Here is a 5,517-nt window from a genome sequence, read left to right as displayed (position 1 = left end):
CCCTGCGCTCGAAGTCCGCGACGTGAGCGCAGGACCAACACAACCAACACCTGCGAGAGCAGACCCTCGAGGAACCACCCGGTCTGGAACACCATCTGCTGAGCGCTGGTGTCGGCGCCAAGAATCCACCACAGCACACCGAAGGTCGCTAGGTCGAAGATCGAGCTGAGTAGCCCGAACACCACCGCGAAGCTGACCAGGCCGCTCGATTGCCAGCGCCGGGGACGGCGTACGTACTCGTGGTCGACCCGGTCGAAGGGCAGGGTCAATTGCGTGGCCTCGTAAAGCAGGTTCTGGATCATCAGTTGGATTGGAAGCATGGGAAGGAACGGCAGCAGCACGCTGGCAAGGACGACGCTGGACGCGTTCCCGAAGTTCGAGGCGGTGGTGATCTTGACGTACTTCATGGTATTGCCGAGGGTTCGGCGCCCTTCCATGACCGCATCGGCGACCACCGTCAGATCCTTGTCGAGCAGGATGAGATCTGCTGCGTGCCTGGCGACTTCGGTCGCGGTGTCGACGCATATCCCTACGTCGGCGACCCGCAGGGCGCTGGTGTCGTTGATACCGTCGCCGAGGAAGCCGACCGTGTGTCCACCAGCCCGCAGTGCCGAAACGATCCGGGCCTTCTGCTGTGGATCGATCTGGGCGAATATCGTTCTCCGAGATAGGAGTTCGGAAAGCCGCCGATCGGAGAGATGGTCGATGTCCTGGCCAGTGACCACATGCCCGGCCGGTAGCCCGGCCATCGCACACAGGTGCTCGGCGACCTTTGGTGCGTCCCCGGTCAGCACTTTCACGCTCACACCGGCCCCACCAAGCTGACGGATCGCGGCCGCCGCAGTCGACTTGATCGGGTCGACGAACCCCACGAATCCGACGAGCACCATGCCGTCGACTGTCGTCGGTACGTCGTCGAGACGACTGGTGACGGCGACGATCTTGGCGGCAACGGCAAGTACCCGCACGCCCTGCTTCTGGTATGACGCGACGAGGTCGCGTCCTTGATCGGCGAGGTCCGCCGATAGCTCGGCGACCGCCCCGCCGACTTGAACGTGGCCGCACAGATCCAACACCGCGTCCGGGTCTCCCTTGGTGATCACGACGTACTCGTCGGATCGTTCCTGGACTACGATGGTGGACCGACGCTGTCGGACGTCGAACGGTGACTCGTCAACCTTGGTGTAACGTGCGCGCGCCACGAGCTGATCGTCGGCGCCGACGAGTTCGGCCAGCGCGGCGTCGAGTTGGTTGTAGTGCACCGACTGGAACGCGGCCGCCATGAAGGCGTAGGTATCGACCTGTTCGTCCCGCCCACCGTCGATGTCGACGGCGTAGGCATATGCAACCCGATCTTCGGTCAGCGTGCCCGTCTTGTCCACGCAGAGCACGTCGATGGCGCCGAGGTCACAGATGGACTCCAGCCGCTTGAGAATCACCCTCCGCTTGGTGAGATTGACCGCGCCGCGCAGAAAGGTCGCCGCAACGATTACCGGCAGCAGCTCAGGGGTCAGGCCGACGGCGACGGAAACCGCGAACAAGCCGGCATGCGTCCAGTCCCCCGTGATCCAGCCGCTGACCGCAAGCACGATCGGTAACATCACGGCCATGAAGCGGATCAGCGCTTCGCCAACCGATTTGACGCCCGCATCCACGCTGCTCGGCGGTCGTGCTGCGTTCGCAGCCCGCGTCGCGGCCCCCCAGAACGTCTGCGGCCCAGTCGCGATCACCACGGCGGTTCCCGAGCCACTGACCACCGACGTTCCGGCGAAGCACATATCGGGCCGGTCCAAGGGTCCGGCGCGGCCGCCGCCGCCCGGGTCGGAGTCCTTGGGTACGGGCAGTGACTCACCGGATATCGGCGACTGATCCACGCGAAGGCGTCGCGCGGCGAACAAGCGTAGGTCTGCGTGGATCACATCCCCCGGCGAAAGCTTCACGACGTCACCCGGGACGAGATCGTCTACGGGGACTTCACGCTCGATCGCCTTCGAGTCGGGTTCTGGTCGGCGGCGCACGGTCGCGGTATGCGTCGCGAAGGCCCGGAGCGCGCGCACCGCCCGATCCGACCGCGACTGCTGCCACCAGCGCACGCCAACGGACAACGCAACCATGACCGTCACCGTGACGCACCCACGTGCATCGCCGATCACGCCGAGGACCACACCCAGACCGCCCAGGAGCGCAAGAAAGGGGCTTGCCACTGCCGTGCGCAATCGATCGACGGACGACGGTAGACGATCGGCAGGCAGCCGGTTCTCGCCGACGGCCAGCAGGCGACGGGATGCGTCGTCCTCGGTCAATCCCTGCGGCGAACTTGCCAGAACGCCGAACAGTTCGAATACCGACGCCGCATCGTCGAGGTACTTCGTCTTCGACGCCGACGACATCAACGAGCCCACCCTTCTGCGTCGCGTTGGCAGTGGGATCAGTGCCGCACTCACTGACAGGCTACGACGACAGACGGTCAATCACTTGCGCAAGTACCCACCCTATGTCAGTCTAAGCGACAGGGAGGAGATTGTGACAGAGCACGGCCCACCTCCGGGTACACCGATCGCGGACGTGCAGTTGCAGGACACCGCCGCGATGTTCGGCATGCTCGCCGCGACCGCCCGCCTCCAGATCATCTGGCTGTTGTGTGACGGCGAACGAGACGTTGGCACACTTGCGACCGAGGTCGGCCAGAGTGTGGCCGCCGTTAGCCAGCACCTCGCGAAACTCAAACTCGCCGGAATCGTCCGCGCGCGTAAGGAGGGCCGCCGCCAGGTCTATCTCGTCGAGGATTCCGACGTCTCCGAGATCGTCCAGATCGCGGTTCGCCACCACCAGCTGCGGGAGCGCCGAGCAGTGAAGGGCCAGGGCGGCCGCACCGCGTGACGTCTACCGTGGGCTTGCTCGCGGGTATCTCTCGCGAGCTCATACCGGCTTGCCTGCGGGCCGCGCCGGGTCCAGCACGTCGACTCCGTCCACCCGCCACGCCTCCCGCATCGCCTCGGCACCCTTGAGTCGCACCCAGGCCGCCTCCGTCGCCGTGATCGGGGTCGCCGACAACACCGTCACCGGCTCGAGCGGCGCCGCAAGCTCCACGTCGCCGATGTCGCTGGGCCCCAACAGCACCGCGGTGAAGGGTGCACCCCGGGGGGCAGGAGCGGAGCGACCCGGGGGATTGGGCAGGTCCCACAACGGTGTCTCGAGATCGACGAGTGCATCGGCAGTGAGCACCAGGCCTTCCACCGCAGGCGCCGCGGCGACCACCGCGATCGACCGGGCCAACCCAGTGGGCGTCGGGCCGCGCAGCGCCACCACGAGCTCGGCGCGCGGACCCGTCGTGGAGTCGGTCAACATCGCGGTGGGATCGATCATCGGGTGGCGCGAACAACCAAGGGAGACATAGCGGTAGACGCCGTCCCCGTCCGGCCCGTAGCGCAGCACGTCGATGGACTCCGCGCCAAGGAACGTCACGCTGGCCGAAACGGGTTCGGCGATGATCCCTGCCGCGGCGAAATGCTCGTCCAGTCGTGCGCGGATCTCGGCGAGGACGTCGGTCACTCGGCGGGGGTCACTCGGCAGGCGGGATCGACAGGTTCGCGCCCGTGTCCGCGTCGAACAGCGTGATCTTGGCGGTGTCGAAGGCGAGCTCGGCCGTCTGACCAGCGACCGCCTTCGACTCAGCGGGAACCCTTGCCGTGAACTGGTTTTCGCTGGACCCGGATTCGACGGTCAGCTCCGCCAGCAGTGCCGCCCGTGCACTTTCGCCCTCCGTGTGGAAGTGCAGGTACTTGTCGGCGCCGAGGGATTCGACCAGGTCCACGGTCGCCTGGAAGGTCAAGGCCCTGATTCGCGCGTAGGTGTCGATCATCGCGGCGTCCTCCAGATGCTCTGGGCGGACGCCGACGATCACGTTGGCGGGCTTGGGATGTCGCGCCAGCAAGTCGTGGACCTCGGAGGTCAGCGTGATGTCCCCGAACGGCAGCCGCACCCCGACGTCGGTGAGCGACGCCGGGAAGAAGTTCATCGCGGGAGACCCGATGAACCCGGCGACGAAGAGGTTGGTGGGGCGGTGGTACAGCTCCTCCGGCGTGCCGATCTGCTGGGCGACTCCCGCCAGCATGACGACGACGCGGTCCCCCAGCGTCATGGCCTCCGTCTGATCGTGCGTGACGTAGACGGTGGTGGTGCCCAGCCGGTTCTGCAGCCGCGCGATCTCGGCCCGCATCTGCACGCGCAGTTTCGCGTCGAGGTTCGACAACGGCTCATCCATCAGGAAGGCCTTGGGATTACGGACGATTGCGCGCCCCATCGCGACGCGCTGACGCTGACCGCCGGACAGCTGAGCCGGCTTGCGATCCAGCAGTTCGGTCAGGTCGAGGATCTTGGCGGTCTCCTCCACCTTGGTGGCGATGTCGGCCTTGCTCGTCTTGGCCAGGGTGAGAGGGAAGGCGATGTTCTGCCGGACGGTCATGTGCGGGTAGAGCGCGTAGGACTGGAACACCATCGCGATGTCGCGGTCCTTGGGCGCCTTCTCGTTGACCCGGTCGCCACCGATGCGCAACTCACCGGAGCTGATGTCCTCGAGCCCGGCGATCATGTTCAGCGTGGTCGACTTTCCGCAACCCGACGGCCCGACCAGGATGATGAACTCTCCGTCGGCGATGGTGATCGACAGATCCTTCACCGCCGCAGCACCATTGGCGTAACTCTTGGATACGTTCTCCAACACGATCTCGGCCATGGACTATCCCTTCACCGCACCGGACGTCAGACCGGCAACGATCCGTCGTTGGAAGACTAGTACGAAGATGACGATCGGCACCGTGATCACCATCGCACCTGCGGCGATCGAACCCGTCGGCTCTTCGAATTGCGAACTGCCCGTGAAGTTTGCGATCGCCACGGGTGCCGTGATGGCTCGCTGGGTGGCAGTCAGCGACAGCGCTAGTAGTAGGTCGTTCCACGCGAAGATGAACACCAGGATCGCTGCGGTGACGATGCCGGGAGTCGCGAGCGGTGCGATCACCTTGCGGAATGCCTGACCCGGCGTCGCGCCGTCCATCTTCGCGGCCTTCTCCAGGTCCCAGGGGATCTCCTTGAAGAACGCCGACATGGTGTAGATCGCCAGCGGCAGTGCGAACGTGATGTAGGGAATGATCAGACCGGGCCAGGTGTCGAACAATCCGATCCTGCGCTCGATGTTGAAGAGCGGTGTCACCAACGAGATCTGCGGGAACATCGCGATCAGCAGGGCCACCCCGACCAGGGCGCGCTTGCCGGGGAACATCAGCCGGGCGATCGCGTAGGCGGCCATCCCGCCGACGATGACCGCGATCACCGTGGTGATCAGTCCGATGCCGATCGAGTTGACCAGGGCCGAGGTGAAGATGTTGCCCTGGAAGATGGCCTTGTAGTTGTCGAACGTGATCTGTGACGGAATCAGCTTGCCGTCCTTGACGGTTGACGTCGGCTTCAGCGACAGGCTCAGGATCCACAGCACCGGAAACAGCGCATACACGACGA

Annotated in this window: 5 protein-coding genes; 1 reads left to right on the top strand and 4 read right to left on the bottom strand. The window is 65.3% G+C overall.

The window, feature by feature from the left end:
• Positions 1-2,444 (bottom strand): magnesium-translocating P-type ATPase (mgtA, locus tag QOI01_RS35625; RefSeq protein WP_526388877.1); only part of this gene is annotated, 2,444 nt, incomplete at its 3' end.
• Positions 2,445-2,523: 79 nt separating this feature from the next.
• Between mgtA and QOI01_RS35620 the strand changes: the two genes are divergently transcribed.
• Complete coding sequence (locus QOI01_RS35620) at positions 2,524-2,880, top strand: ArsR/SmtB family transcription factor (protein WP_526388875.1); 357 nt, start codon at positions 2,524-2,526, stop codon at positions 2,878-2,880.
• A 39-nt stretch (positions 2,881-2,919) separates the two neighbouring features.
• Here QOI01_RS35620 and QOI01_RS35615 read toward each other — a convergent pair whose 3' ends face one another.
• The 3 genes from QOI01_RS35615 to QOI01_RS35605 all read right to left on the bottom strand — a co-directional run.
• On the bottom strand, positions 2,920-3,552 hold the full coding sequence (locus QOI01_RS35615; protein ID WP_526388873.1) for a suppressor of fused domain protein: 633 nt from the start codon (positions 3,550-3,552) through the stop codon (positions 2,920-2,922).
• A gap of 10 nt (positions 3,553-3,562) precedes the next feature.
• A complete protein-coding gene (locus QOI01_RS35610; RefSeq protein WP_526388871.1) occupies positions 3,563-4,735 on the bottom strand; it encodes an ABC transporter ATP-binding protein in 1,173 nt (390 codons plus the stop codon).
• A 3-nt stretch (positions 4,736-4,738) separates the two neighbouring features.
• Positions 4,739-5,517 (bottom strand): carbohydrate ABC transporter permease (locus tag QOI01_RS35605; protein ID WP_526388869.1); only part of this gene is annotated, 779 nt, incomplete at its 5' end.

Source organism: Mycobacterium sp. (assembly GCF_032162605.1).
Classification (GTDB): Bacteria; Actinomycetota; Actinomycetes; order Mycobacteriales; family Mycobacteriaceae; genus Mycobacterium.
The sequence above is the reverse complement of the archived record's forward strand: the minus strand, read 5'-3'. Positions and strand labels throughout refer to the sequence as shown.